20 protein-coding genes, 1 tRNA gene and 1 pseudogene are annotated in these 23210 nt (G+C 37.1%); 8 read left to right on the forward strand and 14 right to left on the reverse strand.

The genetic code is table 11. The features are described 5' to 3' along the window. The 4 genes and pseudogenes from MCO_RS06115 to MCO_RS06125 all read left to right on the forward strand — a co-directional run. Positions 1 to 167: tail protein X (locus MCO_RS06115; protein ID WP_007553273.1), on the forward strand; the 167-nt coding region annotated here is incomplete at its 5' end. Further along, positions 167 to 1156, forward strand: a complete 990-nt coding sequence (locus MCO_RS06120; protein ID WP_007553274.1) for a phage late control D family protein — start codon at positions 167 to 169, stop codon at positions 1154 to 1156. The genes MCO_RS06115 and MCO_RS06120, both read left to right, overlap by 1 nt. A 250-nt stretch (positions 1157 to 1406) precedes the next feature. Next, positions 1407 to 1553 (forward strand): annotated as a pseudogene (locus tag MCO_RS10195) (exonuclease); the annotation flags it as partial. A gap of 72 nt (positions 1554 to 1625) precedes the next feature. Then, positions 1626 to 1829, forward strand: a complete 204-nt coding sequence (locus MCO_RS06125; RefSeq protein ID WP_007553275.1) for an AlpA family transcriptional regulator — start codon at positions 1626 to 1628, stop codon at positions 1827 to 1829. Positions 1830 to 1928: 99 nt separating this feature from the next. Here MCO_RS06125 and MCO_RS06130 read toward each other — a convergent pair. The 4 genes from MCO_RS06130 to MCO_RS06145 form a co-directional block, all read right to left on the reverse strand. Beyond that, a tRNA-Thr gene (locus tag MCO_RS06130) sits at positions 1929 to 2004 on the reverse strand. A 464-nt stretch (positions 2005 to 2468) separates the two neighbouring features. After that, positions 2469 to 3827: an acetyl-CoA carboxylase biotin carboxylase subunit gene (gene accC / locus MCO_RS06135; protein ID WP_007553276.1), complete on the reverse strand. Its 1359-nt coding sequence runs from the start codon at positions 3825 to 3827 to the stop codon at positions 2469 to 2471. Positions 3828 to 3841: 14 nt separating this feature from the next. Continuing rightward, positions 3842 to 4333, reverse strand: a complete 492-nt coding sequence (accB, locus tag MCO_RS06140; protein ID WP_007553277.1) for an acetyl-CoA carboxylase biotin carboxyl carrier protein — start codon at positions 4331 to 4333, stop codon at positions 3842 to 3844. Between the two features lie 264 nt (positions 4334 to 4597). Beyond that, positions 4598 to 5470 (reverse strand): DsbA family protein, encoded by an 873-nt coding sequence (locus MCO_RS06145; protein WP_007553278.1) that lies wholly within the window; start codon positions 5468 to 5470, stop codon positions 4598 to 4600. Positions 5471 to 5762: 292 nt separating this feature from the next. On the opposite strand from MCO_RS06145, the gene glpD reads away from it, so the two are divergent. The 3 genes from glpD (at position 5763) to cobT (ending at position 10156) form a co-directional block, all read left to right on the forward strand. Then, the gene (gene glpD / locus MCO_RS06150; protein ID WP_007553279.1) at positions 5763 to 7298 is read left to right on the forward strand and encodes a glycerol-3-phosphate dehydrogenase; all 1536 of its coding nucleotides are present in this window, start codon (positions 5763 to 5765) and stop codon (positions 7296 to 7298) included. Positions 7299 to 7772: 474 nt separating this feature from the next. After that, positions 7773 to 8753, forward strand: a complete 981-nt coding sequence (dusA, locus tag MCO_RS06155; RefSeq protein ID WP_007553280.1) for a tRNA dihydrouridine(20/20a) synthase DusA — start codon at positions 7773 to 7775, stop codon at positions 8751 to 8753. A 395-nt stretch (positions 8754 to 9148) separates the two neighbouring features. Beyond that, positions 9149 to 10156 carry a nicotinate-nucleotide--dimethylbenzimidazole phosphoribosyltransferase gene (gene cobT, locus MCO_RS06160; protein WP_007553281.1) on the forward strand — a complete coding sequence of 336 codons (1008 nt, stop codon included), beginning with the start codon at positions 9149 to 9151 and terminating at the stop codon, positions 10154 to 10156. 42 nt (positions 10157 to 10198) lie between these two features. Here cobT and MCO_RS06165 read toward each other — a convergent pair whose 3' ends face one another. The 6 genes from MCO_RS06165 to topA all read right to left on the reverse strand — a co-directional run bounded on the left by MCO_RS06165 (position 10199) and on the right by topA (position 18636). Further along, positions 10199 to 10681: an Lrp/AsnC family transcriptional regulator gene (locus MCO_RS06165; protein ID WP_007553282.1), complete on the reverse strand. Its 483-nt coding sequence runs from the start codon at positions 10679 to 10681 to the stop codon at positions 10199 to 10201. Between the two features lie 19 nt (positions 10682 to 10700). Then, positions 10701 to 11336, reverse strand: coding sequence for a uracil-DNA glycosylase family protein (locus MCO_RS06170; protein WP_007553283.1), 636 nt, complete (start codon positions 11334 to 11336; stop codon positions 10701 to 10703). Positions 11337 to 11366: 30 nt separating this feature from the next. Further along, a complete protein-coding gene (locus MCO_RS06175) occupies positions 11367 to 11930 on the reverse strand; it encodes a thermonuclease family protein (protein ID WP_007553284.1) in 564 nt (187 codons plus the stop codon). 352 nt (positions 11931 to 12282) lie between these two features. Beyond that, the gene (gene rpmG, locus MCO_RS06180; protein ID WP_007553285.1) at positions 12283 to 12450 is read right to left on the reverse strand and encodes a 50S ribosomal protein L33; all 168 of its coding nucleotides are present in this window, start codon (positions 12448 to 12450) and stop codon (positions 12283 to 12285) included. Positions 12451 to 13740: 1290 nt separating this feature from the next. Next, positions 13741 to 16044, reverse strand: coding sequence for a ribonuclease R (rnr, locus tag MCO_RS06190; RefSeq protein WP_040298979.1), 2304 nt, complete (start codon positions 16042 to 16044; stop codon positions 13741 to 13743). Positions 16045 to 16047: 3 nt separating this feature from the next. Next, positions 16048 to 18636, reverse strand: coding sequence for a type I DNA topoisomerase (topA, locus tag MCO_RS06195; protein WP_007553288.1), 2589 nt, complete (start codon positions 18634 to 18636; stop codon positions 16048 to 16050). Between the two features lie 263 nt (positions 18637 to 18899). Here topA and MCO_RS10200 point away from each other — a divergent pair, with 263 nt between their 5' ends. Further along, the gene (locus MCO_RS10200) at positions 18900 to 19106 is read left to right on the forward strand and encodes a hypothetical protein (protein WP_007553289.1); all 207 of its coding nucleotides are present in this window, start codon (positions 18900 to 18902) and stop codon (positions 19104 to 19106) included. On the opposite strand, the gene dprA is transcribed toward MCO_RS10200, so the two are convergent. Genes dprA through MCO_RS06215 form a run of 4 tightly spaced genes read right to left on the reverse strand, consistent with a single transcriptional unit; the run spans position 19036 to position 23135 of the window. Beyond that, on the reverse strand, positions 19036 to 20235 hold the full coding sequence (dprA, locus tag MCO_RS06200) for a DNA-processing protein DprA (protein WP_040299003.1): 1200 nt from the start codon (positions 20233 to 20235) through the stop codon (positions 19036 to 19038). The two genes, MCO_RS10200 and dprA, sit on opposite strands and share 71 nt — an antisense overlap. Before the next feature lie 7 nt (positions 20236 to 20242). Next, a complete protein-coding gene (plsY, locus tag MCO_RS06205) occupies positions 20243 to 20860 on the reverse strand; it encodes a glycerol-3-phosphate 1-O-acyltransferase PlsY (protein WP_007553291.1) in 618 nt (205 codons plus the stop codon). Positions 20861 to 20877: 17 nt separating this feature from the next. Further along, a complete protein-coding gene (locus tag MCO_RS06210) occupies positions 20878 to 22173 on the reverse strand; it encodes a dihydroorotase (RefSeq protein ID WP_007553292.1) in 1296 nt (431 codons plus the stop codon). Continuing rightward, entirely contained in the window at positions 22170 to 23135 is a 966-nt protein-coding gene (locus tag MCO_RS06215; RefSeq protein ID WP_007553293.1) for an aspartate carbamoyltransferase catalytic subunit, read from the reverse strand. The genes MCO_RS06210 and MCO_RS06215 overlap by 4 nt, the downstream gene beginning before the upstream one ends. Positions 23136 to 23210 lie beyond the last annotated feature (75 nt).

Here is a 23210-nt window from a genome sequence, read left to right on the forward strand (position 1 = left end):
GGGAGCACATCCAAGTTGGAGCTGTAAGCGGCTACTTAGAATCTACCTTGGAAGCCAATCCAGAGATTGCTAAATATGGTGCTCTTTTGCCGCGGGGCTTAACCGTTCTCTTGCCTGAATTTGCACTTCACAATCCCCAAAGCATGGTGAAGCGGCTATGGGATTAATGCGCACACACCCTTTTATTGTGGTCAAAGTGGGAGACAAACCTGTTCATGAGGTTTTTTACCAGCGTCTTTTAACGGCAACCATCACAGATCATGCCGGCAATGAAGCTGATAGCTTTGAAGCAGAGTTTGACGATAGTGGCAATGATTTAGAGGTTCCGCAAAGCAACAGTGCACTGCAAGTGATCTTTGGCTATGAGAACAGCATCAGTGCTTCTATGGGGCGTTTTGTTGTCGAATCGGTGATCAGTTCCGGTGGCAGTGAGGGAGAGATATTGCGTCTTTGTGGCAAAAGTGCTTCGATGCGTAAAGAACTCAAAGAACAAACAAGCGAACATTTTGACCACAAAACTGTTGGCGAGATTGTTGAGACATTAGCCAAACGCCATGGCTATCAAGCAAAGATTAGTCCTCAGTTCACTCAACAAACTTTGCCTTATGTGATTCGTACAGATCAATCGGCTGTTGATTTTTTAACCCGCCTTGCCGACCGGATGCAGGCGTGTTTTTTAATCAAGGATAATAAGTTTTTATTTTTAAGCGGAGAGAATTTACCAGCCCTCGACATCCATAAACATGACTGTTCCAGCTGGGAATTTACCCTTGAGCCGCGCACGCAATATGGCAGCATTGAAGCTTTTTATTTTGACCGCTCCCAAGGGCAGCAATGCCAAGTAAAACATCAGACAGGTTTTAGCGGTCCCATGCGTCGCTTGCGCAATTGCTACACCTGTGAGGAAGAAGCTCTGGCTGCTGCTGCCTCAGAATCAGACCGATTATGCCGTGCTGTAGGCAGTGGTTCTTTGTCCCTTGCGGGGCGTCCAGAAATCATGGCCGACCAACCTCTTTTATTGCAAGGGTTTCGTGGCGAAATCAATGGACCATGGAAAGCCGCAACCGTTACCCACCGCTATGACAAGCAAAGCGGTTACACAACAGAAATCACCCTCGAAGCTCCAAACAAGAGAAAGAAAAGCAACAAAGAATAGAAGTTGTTGGAAACAGATCACCAAAGGGGCAAGTTCAACCTTCGATTGGTTGTGAAGCACTCTTAGATTCAAAGTGTAAAGTTTGCACTTTTTAGGAGAAGAGAAAAATATGCATTAAAGGCTCTTTAAATACCCTTTGAAAGACCTTTGAAGACCCTTTGAGAACCCCTAAAAAAACTTTTGAAAAAAAATAAATTGGTACAAAACCTAGTGGCAAAATATACAAAACCTGCCGTCAAGCTACACACAATTTGTAGGTAGATCTACTGGTTTGAGAATGAAAATCAGACGCGTTCACCGTGATGAGGAACAAATTGAACAGATCAATAAAGCTGTTGAAGCCTTTTTAGCAGAAATAGATCAAGACATGAAGCAAATCTTGACAAAAGCCGCTTAAACCTATGGGGGTGTTCTCTCCTCCCAGCACCCCCGCCCATTTAATTAATATAAAAAAGAGAAAGGTAATGAGATGATATTTGATGATGGCGATAGATATGTAACGACACGTGAGTGTGCACAGCTTTTTAGTGTATCCACAACAACGATTCGCAATTGGGTGCTTCAGGGGTTATTTCCGGAGCCCTATAAGCTAGGAAGAGCAGTGAGGTGGAGAAAGAAAGAGATCTTAGCATTCACTCCAAAGAAAAATAAGGAGCAAATAGGAGTAAATTAGATAAAGTTGTATAAATCGTAAAGGGTTGTCTAAAAGGTGGTCTAAAAACAGCTCTTTAAAGAAAAAATCTATATATTTCAATACGTTAAAAATAAAAAATGGTGCCCCCAGAGAGACTCGAACTCCCGACCCCCTGATTACAAATCAGGTGCTCTACCAACTGAGCTATAAGGGCACAACCACGTAGGAGGTAGCACAAACTCATAAAAAGGAAAATAGAAAATTATCAGTTTGGGTACATATTTTAAAAAACTTGTATCATAAGTTATAAAATAATCAGATTTTTTATTTTCTTATCATCATTTACAGCAATGTTGGGTATTGTCTCATATTTAAACTTACGAAGTAATAAGCTGACGCTACAATTTGATTTCTTAGTTTCTAATGTTTGCCGATTGCTCTTACATTAAGATGTTTTCTTAGAAGAATTTTTGCTCCTTTATTGAATAATTTTTATTTGCATGTTGATTTCTCTTGTAGCTACAAGCAACTGATTTTTATTTATTTACCATAAAAAAGTTTGCAATAAGCGAATCACCCTGTTTCGATGCTCCCATTCAAGTTGCTAAACGATTAATTATAAAATTAATACGTCATCATAAATAAGCATTGATGCAAGTTCACCATTTTGTTGTCAGATTACAAATCTGGAGAAGCTGCTTGGCTAGAAAGATATTTTTCTAGCCAGTGAATATTATAATTACCGTCTGCAATATCTTGATTGTTAATGAGATCGCGAAAGAGAGGCAATGTGGTTTTTATTCCATCGACCACAAATTCATCTAAAGCACGTCGTAAACGCATCATGCATTCTAAGCGAGTACGTCCATGAACAATTAGCTTTCCAATCATGCTATCGTAATAAGGAGGAATACGATAACCCGAATAAGCACCTGAATCAACGCGAATTCCTAAACCTCCAGGTGTATGAAAATGTGTAATAGTTCCTGGTGACGGCGTAAAGTTAATAGGATCTTCCGCATTGATACGACATTCAATAGCATGACCAGAGAAGCAGACATCGTCTTGAGTAACGGAAAGTTTTTCGCCTGAAGCAATATGAATTTGCTCATGAACTAAATCTATACCTGTAATCGCTTCTGTTACAGGATGCTCGACTTGTAAACGCGTATTCATCTCAATGAAGTAGAATTCACCATTTTCATAGAGAAACTCAATAGTACCCGCTCCGCGATATTCAAGTTGTGCACAGGCATTTGCAACAATATCACCAATCTTTTTCCGTTCAGTTTCATTAAGAGCTGGTGATGTAGCTTCTTCCCATATTTTTTGATGACGTCGTTGAAGTGAACAATCGCGTTCTCCTAAATGAACAGCATTTCCTGCTCCATCACCTATAACTTGAATTTCAATATGACGAGGTTTTTCAAGATATTTTTCGATATAAACGGCATCATCGCCAAAGGCTGCAGCCGCCTCTGAACGGGTCGTTTTGAGAGCTATAGCAAATTCTTGTTCTGAATGGACGACTTTCATACCCCGTCCACCACCACCCGCAGAAGCCTTAATAATAACTGGATAACCAATTTCACGAGCTGTGCGCAAAGCTTCTGCTTCCTCAGTGACAGCTCCATCTGAACCAGGGACTACGGGAATTCCAAGCTTTTTAGCAGTTTTCTTTGCTTCAATTTTATCACCCATGGTTCGAATATGCGCAGCCGTTGGGCCGATGAATGTAATATCATGGGCTTCAAGAACATCTGCAAATTTTGCATTCTCAGAAAGAAAGCCATAGCCCGGATGAACAGCATCAGCCCCTGTGATCTCGCAAGCTGCAATAATTTGATGAATACTTAAATAAGAATCGCGCGCCGGAGGAGGTCCAATACAGACACTTTCGTCAGCAAGGCGAACATGCATTGCATCAGCGTCAGCAGTGGAATGAACGGCTACGGTTTTTATTCCAAGTTCTTTGCAGGCTCGCAGAACGCGAAGAGCAATTTCTCCCCGATTAGCAATGAGGATCTTTCGAATCATGGTTACCCCTCGCTTTATTCAACAACAATAAGTGGTTCACCAAACTCAACGGGTTGCCCATCTTTAACAAAGATAGAGGTCACTGTACCTGAGCGTGGTGATGGAATTTGATTCATCGTTTTCATTGCTTCAATGATAAGTAATGCTTGGCCTTCAGAAACATTTTGTCCTACTTCTACAAAAGGCTGAGCTCCTGGTGACGGTGCAAGATAAGCTGTTCCAACCATTGGAGATGTTATTGCATTTTTTGATTTGTCTTCTTGTATAGGAGTTTCAGTTATTGGGGTAGAGGGAGAAGTTACAGCAACAGTAGGGGTGGAAAGAGGTGCATAAATTGTTCGTTCAGGAGTGGCTGAGGTATTTTGGCGTGATACACAAATACGAAGTTCACCTTGTTCAAGTTCAATGTTTGTTAAATTGGTATCATTTAAAATTTCAGCAAGGTCACGGATAATTTTTGTGTCAATTGCAGTATGTTTTGCCTTATCCATTTTTTTTGTTGTCATTTTGTCACTAACTCCTCGATCAATGAAGATCGTCATTATTTAATTCTTATGACTGAATATCTCTAGACTACGGATGATCTTTTTGGGGGCTTCCGTTAAAAGCTCTTTACTTTTTTAGAATTATACTTTGCAATTTTAAACCATTATCTACTATGCGACATTCCACTTATAAGCCTGTTATCAAAAAAGAGAAAGCATAAAATTATTTCATTTACGGGATTCTTCATAAAATTGACGAGGTAAGGAAAAGATATTTAAAGATATTTATTGTATATTTTGTATAGCTTCTTCCAAAATATCTTGGCCCACGGCTCCGATAAATACTTTATCACCAATGATGTAAGAAGGTGTTCCTGTAATATTGAGCATAGAAGCGATTTGAATATTTTTTTTAAAGGAATTTTTGAGATTAGGGTCTTTTATTGCATTGCGCAGCTTTTTCTCATCTGCTCCTAATGAGACTGCTATTTTTATAGCTTTAGCTTCATTTACACGGCTTTTGCTCGTTAAGAGGGCTTTATGAAACTTAGGATATTTCTCTGGAAATTGTTTACGGAAAACATAGGCAACAGTATGAGCAGCTATAGAATCAGTGCCTAAAATTGGTAAATCTTTGATAATTACGCGGAGGTCTGAGTGTTCTTTTATTAAATTTTCTATGTACGGATAGGACATCTTACAATGCCCACAATTGTAATCAAAAAAATCAACAAGAACTTTTTTACCATTTGGATTTCCTAAAAAAGCGTCATGAGGAAACTGAAAAATTTCTTTTTTCAACAAGTTGATGATTGAAGCTTGTTTTTTGGTTTTTTGCTCGCTTTCCTTTTCTAATTTTTCTTCGAGGCTAAGCTGCATTTCTATTATGATCTCTGGGTGAGCGAGTAAATAATCTCTTATAATTTTTTGAATATCATGATCATCAATACGTGGTGTAATCTTTTCTTTGAGCTTGGATAAAAAAGTAGGATCTTTCAAAAGCTCTGTTTTCAGACTTTCTGCGTTTACGTAATTTGCTCTTTTGTCGCTTGATGTTGCATTTGATAAAAAAGATGAGCAGATTAAAATACTCAACATAACTGTTGCTGACAATTTTGCAATGAACGTTGTTTTTGAGGATTGAGGCTGATGGGTCATTTATACGGCTTCTCATTTCTATTTTTTATTGTCATGTTGAGTAAACTATATGAAATCTATTGCTTACGTGCAATAAAGCATTTGACTATAGTGTAAATTTAGTAGCTTACTGGAAAAGCATCAATTAAAAAAGATTTTATATGAAGAATATTTTGTGTTGATTATGTTTTTTAACAGCTAAAATATTTATGCGCATTTTTGTGGGGAAGAGCACCTTGATAATCCAATAAACAGCATTTGTATTGACTTTTCACTATTGCTTTATCGAGCACAGTGGAACAAATTACATTGAATGATGAAAAGCAAAATTATGAAAACCACAGCACATTATGACCTGTTTATTATTGGTGGAGGAATAAACGGATGTGGATTGGCGAGAGATGCAGCTGGGCGCGGGTTTAAAGTAGGATTGGTGGAGATGAATGATCTTGCATCAGGGACCTCAAGTGCATCAACAAAGCTTATTCATGGCGGTCTTCGTTATCTTGAACACTATGAATTCAGATTAGTTCGTGAAGCGTTAAAAGAACGCGAAATCATTTGGCGTATGGCTCCCCATATTGTGCGTCCTTTACGTTTTCTCCTCCCTTATCATAAAAAGTTGCGTCCTGCTTGGATGTTACGTTTTGGACTTTTCATTTATGATTATTTAGGGAATTGGAATCAAAAGCTGTGGCGCAGTAAAACAGTTAATTTTTCAAAAAAATTTTGCTCTACACTTAAGGAAGAGTATCGTATAGGTTTTGAATATTCTGATGCAAGAGTAGATGATGCACGTCTAGTCATTGCTAATGCGCGTGACGCAGAAAAGCAGGGGGCCGATATAAAAGTTCGGACAGAAGTGCTCTCATTAAAGAAAGAAGAAAAAAAATGGCTTATAGTTCTTCGAAATAGATTAAGCGGTAAAGAATATTATGTTAGTGCTTCTTATGTGGCGAATATGACGGGTCCTTGGATTAATCACATTCTGGCAGACGTATTGAACTGTAAAGAGAATCCGTCTGTACGACTTGTCAGGGGATCTCATATTCTGGTTCCTAAGCTTTATGCCCATGATCGTGCTTATATTTTTCAAAACGGTGATGGGCGTGTTATATTTTCTATTCCGTATCAAGAAGAATTTACATTGCTTGGAACTACAGATTGTGACTATCAGGGTGATCCTGCGGATGTTCATATTACGGATACAGAGATTGATTATATCTGTACGGCAGCAAGTGAATATTTCATACAACCTATATTGCGTGAGAATATTGTCTGGACTTACTCTGGTGTCCGTCCACTCTATGATGATGGAGCTTCAAAAGCGCAAGAAATTACGCGTGATTACACTCTGAAAGAAATGGGGACAGAAAGTGTACCACGGATTCTTAATCTTTATGGTGGGAAAATTACGACCTATCGCAAGCTGGCTGAAGATGCGATGAAATTTGTTGAAAAAGCACTTGGAACAAAGGGAGCGCCATGGACAGCAAACTCAACACTTCCTGGAGGTGATTTTCCGTATAATAGGCTAGATACAATTGAAAATGAGATCGCTCTTTTGATTCCAGATTTAGATGTTTTTACATACCGTAGACTTGCACGGTCTTATGGTTCGGAGGCGCTACTAATATTTGCAAATGGTAAGGTGGATAAAGGAAAAGATTTTGGACACGGGCTCTACGAAGTAGAAGTCAAATGGTTAATGGAAAAGGAATGGGCTAAAACATGTGAAGATATATTATGGCGCCGTTCAAAACTTGGACTTTTGTTTAATGAAAAAGAGGTTAATGTTCTTTCTGCTTACATGCGAAGTCAAAAAGAGAGTAAACAAGATTTATTATAATTCGATTCTGTGCTAGCCGCCTTATATAGTATCTATTTGCGCAGTAAGTTGAAAATATTGAAGGAAAATGAGCTACAATGGTGCGAATTATATATGATGCTTTGTTTATTGTTTATCAAACTCAGCACATCTTAAATATTGTGCTGGATAGCGTGGGTGTAATTTTTAAAGACTCATATGAGTGACGAGAAAAGGCTTTCAAATAAAAATATTTCTCTGTTTACAATTCATATTTTATAGACAAACTACATGTCCATCATATCTGGAAGTCGTTCTGTTAGGAATGGTGTATTGCGTTTTTCTTTTGATTTGAGCAAAATTTTGGTCAATTAAGGAAGATGATAAGATAGAGAGCATATTCCTACATCTTTAAGTGATAGTAAAGAGAATAAAGTTTTCTATGGAGTAGAAACAGTTGTGGTTTTGTATAGATGAATAAAACGCACTTAGTGGGGATGATAGAGTAATCTTCCTATGATATTTTATGGTTCTCCATCATCAGTAAAATTTGCAGTAGCGCCAATGTTAGGCTGGACAGACCAGCATTGCAGGTTTTTTTATCGCCTTTTAACGAAAAGGGCACTTCTTTATACCGAAATGATTGTAGCTGATGCTGTAATTCACGGTGTTCGTAAACAATTGTTTGCTTTGAATTATAAAGAACATCCAATTGCGTTGCAATTAGGGGGAGCAGATCCTCAAAAATTGGCAGAGGCGGCACGAATTGCTGAAGGATTTGGTTATGATGAAATAAATCTCAATGTTGGTTGTCCATCAAATCGTGTTCAAGCGGGTGTATTTGGTGCTTGTTTGATGTTACATCTTGACATTGTAGCAAATGCTGTGGAAGCGATGAAAAAAGTAGTTACTATACCTGTCACTGTCAAGTGTCGTGTTGGTGTGGATGAGCAGGATGAAGAATTAGCTTTAGATCTTTTCGCTGATCAAGTTTGGAATGCAGGGTGTGATGCACTCTGGGTTCATGCACGCAAAGCATGGTTAAAAGGATTAAGCCCGAAAGAAAATCGTAATATTCCCCCACTTAATTATGAAAGAGTTTATAAATTAAAACGTAGATATCCTCATAAATTCATTGGGATAAATGGTGGAATTAAATCTATTGATGAAATCAAAGAGCATTTAATTTTGTGTGATGCGACTATGGTTGGTCGACAAATTTATCATGATCCAACTTTGTTAAAGCATATTGATTTTGAAATATATGGTGAACCGCAGAGTGATCTAAGTGATAGTGAGCTTATTGAGGCTATGTGTGATTATGCTGCTCGGCATATCGCATTAGGAGGGAAGCTTTCTCATGTAACACGTCACATGATTGGTTTATTTCATGGTCGGAACGGGGCACGTCGATGGCGGCAAATGTTATCAAATGATGCAACAAAAACCAATGCGGGCGTGCACGTTTTGAAAGAAGCTTTTTCTGCTCTCATTTAATAACAGTTTATAAATTAATCTATGTTAAAGTTTAGATTCCATAAAATTTTACTTTTTTATGAGGTTTGTGAATAAACAAGATTCGTAAATTTCAGAAAGTCATTAGCTTTTCTATGGAGAGGGTATTGGTACCATATGTTAAACAGTATGCTGATCAATGTTACTCAATATGGAAACAAGTTAAGAATATAATATAAATACATAGTATAATATATTGATAATATTGGTAATATATAAATTAGTAAAATAGTTGTTTTGTTATAAAATAGAGTTAAAGATAATTTTTCTAATAATATTTAACTTTAAAACGCTGCTTAAAAAAACAACAAATTATTCATATCCTGTATATATGACAAGATTCTCATTAAAGATTGTAGATTTAAAAAGGTAACTTCATGACCGTTAGTCCATTTGATGATTTTTGTGCTTTACTCACAAATTTACCTACTGCTGATGCATTTTCTACAACTTTGGCAAAAAAACGGCAAAAAAAATTAACGAGCGCTCGAGGAACGCTAGGAAAATTAGGAGATATTGCGGTTTGGTATGCAGGATGGAGAGGAACAGAAAAGCCGCTTGTAATGCGTCCCTTGGTTGCTATTTTTTCTGGGAATCATGGCATTACAGAAGAGAATATTACACCTTTTCCACAATCTATGACACAAAAGATGGTACAAAATTTTTCAATTGGTGGTGCTGTTATTAATCAAATATGTATAGCTTATGATCTTGGATTGAAGATATTTGATTTAGCACTGGAATATCCAACAATGAATATTACCAAAGATGCAGCAATGGACGAGCGTAGTGCAGCTGCTACTATGGCGTTTGGAATGGAATCTATTGCTGGTGGAACAGATCTCTTGTGTATAGGTGAAATGGGTATTGGAAACACAACGATAGCTTCAGCTTTGTGTTTAGCATTGTTTGGTGGAGAAGTTGAGGAATGGACAGGAAGTGGTATGGAATCTGAAGGGGAATTTTATCAACGTAAAATAGCAGCGGTCAAGACAGCTATTTCTCTACATAAAAATTATTTTAAAAATCCTTTTGAAATAATGCGCCGCCTAGGAGGGCGTGAAATTGCTGCTATGATTGGTGCCATTTTAGCAGCAAGGATGGAAAAAGTGCCGGTTATTTTAGATGGTTTTGTAGCAACAGCAGCAGCAGCAGTGCTTTATAAAATGAATCCAAGAGCTCTTGACCATGTTCTTGTTGGACATGTTTCTTCTGAATCAGTACATCGTAAACTCTTAAAAAAAATTGGCAAAGAACCGCTTTTAGATCTAGGTATGCGTGTTGGCGAAGGGACAGGTGCGGCTTTGGCGGCTGGTATTGTCAAGGCTGCTGTTTTGGCACATACACAAATGACGTTTTTTGAACAAGAAGGCTTAATTGCTTAAAAGATGAATGTCTTTAAAGATTGAAGGAAGCTTTTGAGAGTTTTATTCATTGGTTTTTTCGTGTAATTTTATATAATTGAGTGGGAGTTCCGTTGTGTATTTAATCTGTTCCATTGCGAAAGATGATGAGACGTCACGGATATCAATCTTAGCAATTAATTTCTTATAAAAAAGATCATAAGCTTCAATATTGGGTACGACAACACGCAATAAATAGTCAATGTCTCCACTCATCCGATAAAATTCAATCACTTCACGAAATTCCTGCACAATTTTAGAAAAACGCTTAAACCATTCATGACTGTGTGTGTTTGTACGAATAGACACAAATACGGTAACGTGTGCATTTACTTTTTCTGGAGAAAGAACAGCAACACGGCGTTGAATAACACCATCTTCTTCAAGTTTTTGAATTCTGCGCCAGCAAGGAGTGGTGGAAAGACCAACTTTTTTAGCGATATCAGCAACAGAGAGTGTCGCATTTTCTTGCAAAAGATGTAAAATTTTTCGATCAAGACGATCCATACTTTTCTCAATTTTCAGTTTATAAAAATTTACGCACTAGACGCTGCAGGTACACGATAAGCTCATCATTAAACCATGTATTTTTTTGTAACCAAGAAGTATTCCTCCATGATGGATGAGGTAAAGGCATGACATTATAGCCTCGAGGTTGACGTATGGAAAGAATATTTCTCCAATCACTGACTGTTGCTGAAACAGTTTTATGTTTTAACTCTGTAATATGCCATTTTTGCGCATAACTTCCAATAGCAAGGACAAGTTTTATTTGTGGCATAGCCTGAAAGACCTTTTTATGCCATATTTCTTGACATTCACGTCTTGGTGGTAGATCAGAGTTATTTTGATCATAGCCTGGAAAACAAAATCCCATAGGAACAATAGCAAAGAGAGATCTGTTATAAAATTCCTCTTTTGTTACGTTGAGCCAATTACGTAATCTATCGCCAGAACGATCATTAAAAGGAATAGAACTTTCATGTACACGTAAACTTGGTGCTTGTCCTGCGATTGCAACCGAAGCTGTATCGGATAAATAAGCAACAGGTTTTGGTTCGTGAGGAAGAGAAGGAAGATAGCGTGGTTGTTGAACACAAATGCAACAAGAATAAATTCTCTTTTCAAGTTCTCTAATTTGGCTAGAGTGTGGTTGCTTCATTGGCAAATAGGAGATCAAAGAAAATTTTCCTTATTCTATTCGAGGATGTGCTCTTCGCCATTTTCTTGGTTGTTGAAAATTGGATTGCCATATCCCTTTTTTCCTCTCTCTGGCTTCTTGCTCTTCTTTAGGGTAATCATGGTAACTTACTGCCCAACCATTACGTACAAGCGTTGCATTAATATTGCTGACTTGTTTTGTTTTACATATAGCAAGAATACGACGATATTTATCTTTTTTGTGCCAATGACATGTGACAGGATGGTTTGCTATGAGTTTTTCTAAATATTTTTTTGCCTTAAGCCCACAGGGATAGCGTGCGTTTTTGTTACCACAAAATTGTTGGAGCTCTGGAGCATCAATTCCTACAAGCCGGATTATGACAGAAGAAATCATGATTGAATCGCCATCAATAACAAATGCGTGACCTTCGAGTGATGTTTTAACAGAAAAACTTGCTTTTTGAAGGAATGTTTGGGTATGTTTAAAATAAATTATCATAATGATAAGAATGGTAGCAGCAATGAGACTACTAAAACCGATAATCTTTAAGTTAAGGTTTCTTAAATTAAAATGAGAAAACTTCTTTTTCATGGAATAAAGAAATTGCTACTGTATATACGTTTGATTTAGTGAAAATCGCTTATAATTTTTATAAAAAATTTCTATTTCTTCGATACAAATACCCTCTCATTCTCATGAGAGAATTTTGTTATAGTTATTGCACTTTGCATGTTGGTTGCATATCAAAACGGGACAAATAGGCAACCAAAAAATAAATCAACCCATTTAATTTTGTACAAGGTTGTACAAGGCATACGGATTACAGATTCACCATTTTGTTAACTTAAATAACAAAAAACGCTCCTCAAAAAATAACTTCGAAGAGCAATAAAACTGCATTTACCTTTGGTTGCAGAATCTATTACTTAAGCGCTGTAATCCACTATTTAATTTTTGTTTCTTTAAATTCAACGTGCTTTTTTATAACTGGGTCATATTTACGTTTGCTCATTTTGTCTGTCATTGTACGGCTATTTTTCTTTGTCACATAGAAAAAACCAGTATCCGCAGTTGACAAAAGCTTGATCTTAATGGTTGCTGCTTTGGCCATAATTTATCAATCCTATTTTATACTGAAAATGATATCATATCACTGTAAAAATCCATTTCCGACGTAATCAGATTTTGCGGTAACACTACGGATGTTCTAAAAAAAGTCAAGAGCTGATTAATTTTCTTATAAATTGTACAAACATCTAAAAATATATAAGCTAAAACAAGTTATTTTAGCTGAAAAATCAAATGGTTTAGAAATATCTATGAACTGTTCAATAATGGTTGCCAATGAGCATATCTATTTCATAACAAAAAATAAAAGCAAAATAAGTAGAAGTAAAATTCATGCTCTTTGAGTAATGCACTTAGATTGAACAAACTCGATTGTAAAAAGACAGACAGATATATCTCCAAGGAGAAAGAGAGCTAACTAAACCTATAGTGTTTTGTTAGCTATGATGCCATAAAAGTTTTCTGAAAGCCTAAGATAGCGCAGTTCATAAGAGAACAAAGTCGATCTTTTGCATAATCATTTATAACACTGATAGTAATCAAGAGAAAAATATTACCAAATGCGCGTGTTACCATAAAGCATGCTACCCTCATTTTCATTATATACAATGGATAAACTAAAGAACAATGTAGGGGTTAATGCGCAGCACCGTTAAACAAATACGGACAATATTGAGCTTGGAACATGAAAAAATAGCATATATCAGTTATCTTTAAATTCTAGACTTAATTTTCAAATCCCAAGATTGGTATAGCAGTAACTACAATAAGAATACAGTTCGTGGCAAAAGGTATAAACCCTTGTGATTTCATTTTTACTAGCAGTGTGGAATGTATCGCAAACCTTCACCCTCATATGATAACACAAATAAAAAGTATCAAACCACATTTTTAAAGTGGTGCACAATTGTTGTTCTAAAACTCTAATAGGTAAACATAACTGTTATGATAAAAAGTAATATAAACCTTAAAATGAACAAAATTCGTATTAGTTAGAAAAATAGAACTTTAAAAGCTAAAATGCTTTGTGGTAATTATAATCAATATTGTTTAGGAAATACATAGCTATAAGATGATTTTATTAGTAAAAATTATTGCAATATTTGTATAAATTAAACTTACAGTACCATTGAATAAAATATAACTATTTATAATAATTTAATTATTTATTTTATAATAAATAAAACACATAATAATATATAATAAACGATGGTTATTTTATAAATAAATAATATATACAAATTAAATTTCAGACAACTTATTAGTTTTTATTTATATTTTATTTAATGATATAGAGATAAATTTTAATTTCATTATAAAATATTAATAATTATTATTTCTTATGTTTAGTTAATATTTTTTTGCTTTCATAAAAAGCATGCTTTCGTTTTTTTGTTATAAATTTTCTTTTATGGTAGGACGTAGATGAAAAAGACATTGGACGAGGTTCTGTTAACAGCTCAAAGCATAAAGCACCAGCAAAAGGCTGTACTGTTATAAGCTTTACCTCTACTATATCACTCAATTGATAGCCTTTATGACTATGCTTTCCTACAAGAATATGTTGGACATCATCGAAATAATAATAATCATTTTTAAGTGTAGAAATATGTACGAAACCATCTGTATTGAGTTTGTCAAGAGAGATAAAGAGACCTGCTTTTGTCACTCCGGAAATACGACCTGTAAAAGTCCGGCCAATTTTGTTTGTTAAATAGTGGGCGACAAGTCGATCAATGGTTTCTCTTTCAGCCGTCATTGCACGGCGCTCATACAAAGAAATTTGTGTAGCGATTTCTGCAAGATTTTGTTCTTCTGTTTCGGTTAGTTGGTCATGTCCTAGTTTTAGGGCTTTGATGAGTGCTCTATGAATAATAAGATCAGCATAACGACGAATCGGTGACGTAAAATGTGTGTAGTTGCGTAAGTTTAAACCAAAATGGCCAATATTTTTAGGATTATATTCTGCTTGAGATTGTGCGCGTAAAATAACCTGATTGATCAATTCTTGTTGCTGGCTATTCATAACTTTTGCTAAAATGCTATTAAAGCGTGCTGATGTAAGCTCTGAACTTCGAGAGAGTGCTATCCCAAGACTTTGAAGAAAAGTTCGTAGAACTTCTTGTTTTGCAAGAGAGGGTTTGTCATGGATACGATAGATAAAGGGTTGATGATGTTCTTTTAATGTTTCAGAAGCTGCAATATTCGCTTGTATCATAAATTCTTCAATCAAACGGTGTGCTTCTAGATGTGGTTCATTTACAACATCTTTGATGCATCCATTTTGATCAAGAATAATCTTTTTTTCTATTATTTCTAATTCCAGTGGTTGTCGACGGTTCCGTGCGATTTTGAGACACCCATAGGCTTGCCATAAAGGCTGCAAGATACTCTTGATAAAAGGAGCATTTTTTTCATTTATATTTCCTTCAATGGCTTGTTGCATTTCTTGATAAGAGAGTTTAGCTACTACACGTACCATAATACGATGAAAACTATGTTTTCGTTTTTTACCATTTGCATCAAAAATCATGCGAACAGCTAAAGCCGGCCTCTCTTTTCCTTCACGTAGAGAACATAAGTTATTGGAAATGCGCTCTGGCAACATTGGCACAACCAGATCAGGAAAATAAACAGAATTTCCCCGTTTTAATGCTTCTTTATCTAACGCAGTTCCCGTTTTGATATAGTAAGAAACATCTGCAATTGCGACGATAATAATCCAACCTCCGCTATTTGCAGGATCTTTATCTTTCACTGCATAAACGGCATCATCATGATCTTTTGCATCCGGTGGATCAATTGTAACCAGAGGTAATTGTCGCCAATCTTCGCGATTTTCTATGCTGGCAGGTTTGATATTTTTTACTTGCTCAAGAACATCCTCAGGAAAAATATAAGGAATTCCTTTTGAAAGAAGAGCAATCATTGACAGTGTTTTTTCACTCTCAATATGCCCTAAAACATTCTTTATTTGCGCGCTTTTCAGTCCATAACCAATATTTTTTTTAATTTCAACTTCAACAAGATCTCCAGATTCTATTTTCATTTTTGAAGATGTTTCGGAGGTATCAAGAATGAGTTCGTTTGTTTTGCGATCTATGGGTTCCAGACGCCATTGGTCAGTGTTTAATTTTCGTACCACACCAAATGTGCTCTTTGGAGATATATCAATTTTACGAATAATGCGTCCTGTATAAGAGATATTCTGGGGTTCTTTATTTCGAAAAATTTTTACAAGAATATGATCTCCAACACCAACATTTACTCCTTTTATGCGATGAAAAGGGCGTATTTCAATATTGGGTTTTGGGTCATCTTCCCACTCAAGAGGTTGTGCAATAAAACTGCCATCTTCATCGCGTCCACTAATTTTGACTAAAGCAACTGGCGGTAAATTTGCTTTGTTTATTTCCTTTTTACGCTGTTTTGGTATGAGGTTTTGATTCTTTAGCTCATGCAATATATTTTTTAACCAGATACGAGAAGCACCTTTTAACTTAAATGCTTTAGTAATTTCACGTTTACTTGATCGGTCAGGATTCTCATGAATAAAGGAAAGAATTTCTGACCTGTTAGGCAGCTGCTCCATATTGATCGATTGGAAATATTTTGTTTTTTTTTCGCCTTTAGCCAAAATTTATGTCTCTTTTCTTTTGGAAGGAGCTCTTTTGATGGTTACTTTTTTACTAGAAGCTTTACCAGTTATTTTTTTTCTAGATACTTTCGCCGATATAAGTTCTAATGCTTCTGAAAGTGTTACACTAATCGGTTCTTTATTTTTGGGCAATGTTGCATTAATTTTACCCCAATTAACATACGGACCATAACGCCCATCGCGTATAGTCACAGTTCCTCCATCGGGGTGATCTCCTAATGTTGCAAGAGTTGCGGATGCTGTTCCGTTTCGCGTTTTTTTATTTTTTTGTTTTTCAGCAAGCACTGTAACAGCGCGATTGATGCCAATATCAAAAACTTCATCTGCATAAAGAAGGGGAGCTGATTTGCCATCATGACTAAGGTAGGGACCATAGCGTCCAATTGTGGCTGTAATTATTTTGCCTGTTTCAGGATGTGTTCCAATTTTACGGGGGAGTGATAGTAAGGACAAGGCTTTATCAAGAGTTATATTTTCTGTTTGCCATTCTTTTGGTAGTCCTGCACGTTTCACGTCTTTGTTTTCACCAAGTTGAATATAGGGGCCGAAACGACCATTGCGAAGAGAGATCTCTTTTTCTGTTGTAGGGTCGATGCCAAGTATAACAGGTTCATCATTACGCATGGCTTCATTCTCTTCTCCTGTATCTGTTCCAAGTTGGTGTGTGTATTTGCATTCCGGGTAATTAGAACAGCCAACAAATGCACCATAACGCCCAAGTTTTAAGGACAACTGGCCGTTTGGACAAAGAGGACAAGAACGAATATCACTTCCATCTTCACGTACAGGAAAAGCGAGAGGCGCTAATGTTACGTTTAAAACGTCAAGGACATCAGTTATACGTAGTTCTTTGATATTGGTAATAGACGCGTTAAATCCATCCCAAAAATCACGCATTACATCTTTCCAAGAAAGTTTTCCATCCGATATAAGATCCAGTTTTTCTTCAAGGTCAGCTGTGAAACCATATTCTACATAGCGATTAAAGAAATTTTCAAGAAAGGCTGTAACAATACGGCCTTTAGTATCAGGAATAAGCTTTCGTTTATCAATTACAATATATCCACGATCACAAAGTGTGGACAGTGTAGATGCATAGGTTGAAGGACGTCCAATTCCTAGCTCTTCCAGCTTTTTGATTAAGGAGGCTTCAGAATAACGGGGAGGTGGTTCTGTAGTATGTTGTACAGATTCAACTTTTTCTTTTGTAAGCGTTTCACCAGTATTTATTTGTGGCAAACGTGTTGCTTCATTTTCTTCACTATTTTCTTCCTCTCGTTGATCAGTGTAGACAGAAATAAAGCCATCAAAACGAATAACAGAACCTGTTGCGCGTAGATTTGCACAGTTTTCTCCTTGTTGTGCTTCAATTTCAACAGTTGTGCGCTCAATTTCAGCAGAACGCATTTGGCTGGCAATAGCACGCTTCCATATCAGTTCATAAAGCTTTGCCTGATCACTATCGAGAAAATTGCGTACTTTATTGGGAATGCGTTGAAAATCTGTAGGGCGTATAGCTTCATGTGCTTCCTGTGCATTTTTTGCTTTTGTTGAATAAAAACGTGGGTTTTCAGGAAGATAGTCACTGCCAAAAGATTCATGAATGACTTTTCGTGCTGAATCAATAGCTTCTTGTGCTATTTGCACACCATCAGTACGCATATAGGTAATAAGTCCAGCCATTTCACCATTAATTTCAACACCTTCATAAAGTTTTTGCGCAATTTGCATGGTGCGAGAGGCTGAAAGCCCTAGTTTTGAAGAAGCCGCTTGCTGTAAAGTGGATGTTGTAAACGGAGGAGAAGGATTTCTCTTTGTGGGTTTTGCTTCAACACTAAGTGTACAATATTTTGCTTCCTCCAACATAAGGCGAATTTGATCTGCTTGCTCTTGAGATTGAATGTCAAGTTTGCCAATCTTTTTTTGATTAAACATTGTTAACCTTGCTTGAAAACTATCATTTCGGATAGTTTTTAAGTCTGTTGTAATGGACCAATAATCTTCTTTGATAAAATGTTCTATTTCTGATTCACGATCACAAATAATACGTAAAGCAACGGATTGAACACGACCAGCCGAACGTGCACCGGGAAGCTTACGCCATAAAACAGGTGAGAGTGTAAAACCTACAAGATAATCAAGAGCACGACGTGCAAGGTAGGCATCTACAAGTGATGTATCAATATCACGTGGATTGCTCATAGCATCAAGCACAGATTTTTTGGTGATGGCATTAAACACAACCCGTTTTACAGGTTTATCTTTTAAAACTTTTTTTTGGCGAAGAATATCCAGAATGTGCCAAGAAATAGCTTCCCCTTCACGATCAGGGTCTGTTGCCAAAATGAGGCTATCGGCTTTTTTGACTGCTTTTGCTATTTCATTCAAACGTTTAGCGGAGGCAGAATCTATATCCCATTTCATAGAAAAATCTTGATCTGGTAGAACAGAACCGTCTTTAGCAGGTAAGTCACGAACATGTCCGAATGATGCCACTACTTTATATTGAGACCCAAGATATTTATTAATTGTTTTTGCTTTTGCTGGAGATTCAACGATAACGATATTCATAATTTTACCCGAATGTTGAAATAAAAATTTTCTTTATAGACTCCTTTCATGCGAATAGCTAATGGCAATTGGTTAAGAGCACATAAAAATATTAGTCATATAAAAAACATTAATATTGTACAACTTATGATTGTTATTGTTAAAATATACCCTATATAGAATTACACGATTTATTTTCCACTGTTAATACAAAAACATACGGCGAAATACTAAGATGACGTCTATTGAGAGGTAGGAGGAGAAATGCTCAAGGATAGAGGATTATGTTTATAAATCATTTAAAAGTTATCCAATATATTACAGATATGTCAAAACAAATGAATCAGATGGCACGTCAGGCGCGTAGTCCACTTTTAGCATTACTTTTGGATATGGTTGCCAAAGAAGGGCAAAGTATTATTAATAGTGCTGAGGCTCTTGGAGAAGATCCAAACGCGACAATGACACATAACCACCAGAGTGTCGAATAAGTTTTCCAGCAAGCTCGAGTTCCACTAACAAGAGGTAGAGGTTTGGAAGTGAAACACCTGAATGCGTGCTGAGTGTGTCTAAGTCAATTGGAGTTGTTGAAAGAGCAGAGAGTACAGCTGCACGTTCTGTGTCATTTCCAACTGAAGAGAGGTTATTGTTTTTTTCATCAGGTGGGCTAAAATTTCCCTTTTTTTCGAGTTGCAAAGAGGCTGATTCTTCAAAAAAATTGAGTTGAGAGTTTGTGGACGTTGAGGCTAATGGTGTAAGCGTTTCTATGATGTCAGAAGGATGGGTGGTGAGCAGGGCGCCTTCCTTGATGAGATTATTTGTGCCAACGGATCTTGGATCAAGTGGAGAGCCAGGAATGGCAAAAGTCAATCGTCCCATTTCAGCAGCTTGGCGTGCGGTAATTAAAGATCCTGATCGTAGAGCAGCTTCTACAACCAAGAGTCCAAGTGATAGTCCAGCAATAATACGGTTTCTTCTCGGAAAGTCGATAGCACGAGCTTTCCACGCAATGGGCATTTCACTGATGATTGCTCCACCGTTAGCGATAATATCTTCATGCAATTTTTTATTTTCAGGAGGATAAATGTGATCAATTCCACCAGCCATTACTGCAATTGTACCTGTTAACAGACTTGCTTGATGTGCAATGCTATCGATGCCACGTGCTAATCCAGAAATTGTTGTAAATCCAGCTTCCCCAAGAAAATGCGCAAATTGAGCAGTAAGCTTTTTGCCGGCTGCTGAAGCATTTCGAGATCCCACAATTCCAACAGAAGGTTTGTGAAAAGCCAAAATATTGCCTTTTATAGCAATAAGCGGTGGTGATGCTTCTATTACTTTAAGAAAAGCTGGATAATCTGGTTCTCCTATACCAACAAACCGAATACCTAACCTTTCAGCTTCTTGCATTTCTTTCTCTGCATCTTCTATCGTTGTGATTCGAATAGGTGTAGAAAGACCACCCTTTTTACTAAGCTTAGGAAGCGCTTCTAAAGCATTTTCTGCCGTTTTATAATGATCAATGAGATTGCGAAAACTTACTGCTCCAATATTTTCGCTACGCAACAACCGTAACCAGCTGAGACGTTGACGGTCAGTAAGCAGGATTCCCTTATTCATCCCCGTTTTAAGTACCAATCTTGCTTTCTTTCCCAACTAATAATCTACCGATATTTGCATAATGCTTTATATACACAAATATGCTCATCACAATCAGCATAAAATAGAAATAAGAATCGGAAAAGTAAAAAACAAATATCGCAGTTATAACAACAGCAACGAGTGCGGATAATGAAGAATAGCGTGTGAGTAGAAAAATCGCCATCCACACAACAATGAAAACAATTGCTGCTGGCCAGTATACCCCTAAACACACACCAAGATAGGTAGCAACGCCTTTGCCACCTTTAAATTTCAACCATATAGGAAAAAGATGTCCTAAAAAGGCAAAAAAACCAGCTAGAGAAACAATGATACTGTTTTCTGTTGGGGCACTTAAAAATTTTATAACAAGAATAATAACAGTTCCTTTCAGGATATCGCAAAGAAGCGTGAGAGCAGCAACTTTCTTATTTCCTGTTCGTAGAACATTTGTAGCTCCAATATTTCCGGAACCAATTGTTCTCACATCGCTAAGTTTGGCTAATCGCGTAAAAAGCAAACCGAACGGAATAGAACCAATGACATAGGACATTAGAAAAATAAACCATGTAGTGAACTGTAAAAGTGCCTCACCTTCATTCATTAAAAATCTCATTAAGTTTATTGATTAAGTTTAAAAATTGATTGTCCTTTAACAAAGGTTTGGATAACACGTCCTTGGAAACGTGCCTTCTCAAAAGGTGTATTTTTTGAACGTGAATACAGTCTCTCTGTAGAAACGACCCATGGTTCTTCAAGGTCAACCAAAATAAGGTCTGCATATGCCCCTTTTTTGAGTGTTCCTGCATTAAGGCCAAAGAGTTTTGCAGGTGTCGTTGATAAAAGTTCAGCTAATCGTAGAAGGGATATGGTTTCATCATGATAAAGGCGTAAAGCGGCACTCAATAAAGTCTCCATACCAATGGCGCCTGCGGCTGCGTCATCAAATGGTAAACGTTTTTTGTCAATACTCTGAGGATCATGGGAAGAGACGATAATATCTACTGTTCCATCCTTTATTGCTTCAATCATTGCTATACGATCTTCTTCGGTACGCAGCGGGGGCATAAGACGGAAAGAGGTACAATATTCGCCAATGTCATTTTCATTAAGAGACAAGTGATTAATAGATACGCCGGCTGAAATCTTCTCACTTCGTTGCTTTCCTAAACGAAGTGCGTCAGCAGATAGTTTTGTCGATATTTGTGCAGCATGATAGCGCGTTTGTGTCAATGCGGCTAAACGCAAATCTCTTTCGAGCGGGATGACTTCTGCTTCGTTAGGTATTCCAGAAAGTCCAAGCCAACTCGCTAATAGACCTTCATTCATAACACCTTTTCCTGTAAGGTCCTTATCTTGCGTTTCATGTATTAATGGAACGTCAAAGTCGCGTGCGTAAGTCATTGCACTCCGCATAACAGATGAACTTTGAAGTGTTTTTTTTCCTTCACTAAAAGCAACGACTCCTGCTTCTTTGAGCAAACCAAATTCGGTTAATTCTTGTCCGTTGAAACCTTGTGTGATCGCAGCAACGGAGTAAATATTGACCGATGACATTTTTTGTGTTGTACGCGTAATGAATTCAACAAGAGCTATATTATCAATAACTGGGTGCGTGTCCGGCATCATAAGGAAGGAGGTAATACCACCTGCTGCTGCTGATTGACTTGCTGATGCAATTGTTTCACAGCGTTCATTTCCTAGTTCTCCAACAAAAACGCGAGCATCAACAAGTCCAGGAAGAATTGCTTTATTTTGTGCGTTAATAACCTCTGCCCCATCGGGAATTCCTTGATTCAAGACTTCTTTTCCAGCAGCTGTAATTAGTCCATTTTCAACAATAACTGTGCCAACTTCATCAATTGCGCGTGAAGGATCAATAATACGGGCATTTTGAAAGACACTTGGCTTTGTCATATTTTGTCTCCACTTGCTTTAAGACGTGAATCCAATAAAGCCTCCATGACAGCCATACGCACAGCGATTCCCATTTCTACTTGTTTATGAATCATACTTTGTGGTCCATCTGCTATGTCAGATGCGATCTCTACACCACGGTTTATTGGACCAGGATGCAGAATAATGCAATCACTTTTAGCATAAGCTAAATTTTCTCTATGTAAGCCAAAATAATGAAAATATTCACGAATGGAGGGAATAAAGGATCCTGTCATACGTTCATGTTGTAGACGTAGCATCATAATGACATCCGCACCTTTAAGACCTTCTTTCATTGTATTAAAAACCTCAACGCTCATATCGGCGATTCCTGCGGGTAAGAGTGTTGAAGGAGCGACAACACGAACCCGAGCTCCCAAAGCATTGAGACTAAGGATGTTAGAACGCGCAACACGTGAGTGCAAAATATCTCCACAAATTGCAATGGCTAATCCTTCAATACGGCCTTTTGTTTTTTTTATGGTCAAAGCATCTAATAATGCTTGTGTTGGATGTTCATGGGCACCATCACCTGCATTAATAACACAACAATCCATTTTTTGTGCTAACAAAGCTGCTGCTCCGGCGCTACTATGGCGAATAACGAGTATATCTGGTTTCATCGCATTAAGAGTTGTAGCGGTGTCAATCAATGTTTCCCCTTTTTTTATAGATGAATTGCCAATGGCTATACTCATCACATCTGCTCCTAACCGTTTTCCGGCTAATTCGAAAGAAGATTGTGTTCGCGTGGAGGCTTCAAAGAAGAGATTAATTTGAGTACGCCCAAATAACAGAGATTTTGTTTTATCAATTTTTTGAGAAAGGATAGCATATGCATCAGCACGATCAAGCAATGTGGTAAGGTCTTGTACACTCAATCCTTTAATGCCTAAAAGATGTTGGTGGGGGAAAAGGGGAAAAAAAGTGTTTTGAGTCATAGCATTCTTTTCTATCTCTCTCTAAACAGATTAGACAAGCATTTGTTTGAATATAATAAATGTTTTTTTAACTGC

Origin of the sequence: Bartonella sp. DB5-6 (assembly GCF_000278115.1) — a bacterium.
Classification (GTDB): Bacteria; Pseudomonadota; Alphaproteobacteria; order Rhizobiales; family Rhizobiaceae; genus Bartonella; species Bartonella refiksaydamii.

Excerpts from the sequence above, each read along its gene's own strand:
- MCO_RS06120 (WP_007553274.1), top strand. The coding sequence starts at position 167 with ATGCGCACACACCCTTTTATTGTGGTCAAAGTGGGAGACAAACCTGTT.
- MCO_RS06125 (WP_007553275.1), top strand. The coding sequence starts at position 1,626 with ATGATATTTGATGATGGCGATAGATATGTAACGACACGTGAGTGTGCA.
- accC (WP_007553276.1), bottom strand. The coding sequence starts at position 3,827 with ATGATTCGAAAGATCCTCATTGCTAATCGGGGAGAAATTGCTCTTCGC.
- accB (WP_007553277.1), bottom strand. The coding sequence starts at position 4,333 with ATGACAACAAAAAAAATGGATAAGGCAAAACATACTGCAATTGACACA.
- MCO_RS06145 (WP_007553278.1), bottom strand. The coding sequence starts at position 5,470 with ATGACCCATCAGCCTCAATCCTCAAAAACAACGTTCATTGCAAAATTG.
- glpD (WP_007553279.1), top strand. The coding sequence starts at position 5,763 with ATGATGAAAAGCAAAATTATGAAAACCACAGCACATTATGACCTGTTT.
- dusA (WP_007553280.1), top strand. The coding sequence starts at position 7,773 with ATGATATTTTATGGTTCTCCATCATCAGTAAAATTTGCAGTAGCGCCA.
- cobT (WP_007553281.1), top strand. The coding sequence starts at position 9,149 with ATGACCGTTAGTCCATTTGATGATTTTTGTGCTTTACTCACAAATTTA.
- MCO_RS06165 (WP_007553282.1), bottom strand. The coding sequence starts at position 10,681 with ATGGATCGTCTTGATCGAAAAATTTTACATCTTTTGCAAGAAAATGCG.
- MCO_RS06170 (WP_007553283.1), bottom strand. The coding sequence starts at position 11,336 with ATGAAGCAACCACACTCTAGCCAAATTAGAGAACTTGAAAAGAGAATT.
- MCO_RS06175 (WP_007553284.1), bottom strand. The coding sequence starts at position 11,930 with ATGAAAAAGAAGTTTTCTCATTTTAATTTAAGAAACCTTAACTTAAAG.
- rpmG (WP_007553285.1), bottom strand. The coding sequence starts at position 12,450 with ATGGCCAAAGCAGCAACCATTAAGATCAAGCTTTTGTCAACTGCGGAT.
- topA (WP_007553288.1), bottom strand. The coding sequence starts at position 18,636 with ATGAATATCGTTATCGTTGAATCTCCAGCAAAAGCAAAAACAATTAAT.
- MCO_RS10200 (WP_007553289.1), top strand. The coding sequence starts at position 18,900 with ATGTTTATAAATCATTTAAAAGTTATCCAATATATTACAGATATGTCA.
- dprA (WP_040299003.1), bottom strand. The coding sequence starts at position 20,235 with ATGAATAAGGGAATCCTGCTTACTGACCGTCAACGTCTCAGCTGGTTA.
- plsY (WP_007553291.1), bottom strand. The coding sequence starts at position 20,860 with ATGAATGAAGGTGAGGCACTTTTACAGTTCACTACATGGTTTATTTTT.
- MCO_RS06210 (WP_007553292.1), bottom strand. The coding sequence starts at position 22,173 with ATGACAAAGCCAAGTGTCTTTCAAAATGCCCGTATTATTGATCCTTCA.
- MCO_RS06215 (WP_007553293.1), bottom strand. The coding sequence starts at position 23,135 with ATGACTCAAAACACTTTTTTTCCCCTTTTCCCCCACCAACATCTTTTA.